The organism is Paraclostridium dentum (assembly GCF_012922555.1).
In the GTDB taxonomy this organism is placed as follows: domain Bacteria; phylum Bacillota; class Clostridia; order Peptostreptococcales; family Peptostreptococcaceae; genus Paraclostridium; species Paraclostridium dentum.
Window position 1 is genome coordinate 1 of the sequence record NZ_WIPK01000177.1, and the last position, 339, is coordinate 339.

Annotated in this window: 1 protein-coding gene; it reads left to right on the forward strand. The window is 64.6% G+C overall.

Features of this window, described 5'->3' with window-relative positions:
* Window positions 1-35: 35 nt before the first annotated feature.
* On the forward strand, window positions 36-339 hold a 304-nt coding region (locus GFJ41_RS20805), incomplete at its 3' end, for a 2Fe-2S iron-sulfur cluster-binding protein (protein WP_306343060.1).

The following is a 339-nucleotide window of genomic DNA, read 5'->3' on the forward strand; positions in this document are numbered from 1 at the left end:
AAAAAAATTCAGCAATGGCGAGTCTCTCCAGCACCATGTTCAACAGCGCCTTCCTCAGCCGCAAGCCGCTGGCCGGCGCCACCAGCCTCCGCCCGGTGAATCAGGCGGCGCTGTTCGGGCTGAAGTCGTCGAGCGCCGGCGGCAGAGTGACGTGCATGGCGACCTACAAGGTGAAGCTGGTGACCCCGGAAGGAGAGGTGGAGTTCGATTGCCCCGACGACGTCTACATTGTGGACCAGGCGGAGGAGGAGGGGGTGGATCTGCCCTACTCTTGCCGCGCCGGGTCCTGCTCCTCCTGCGCCGGCAAGGTGATCAGCGGCTCCGTCGACCAGTCTGACG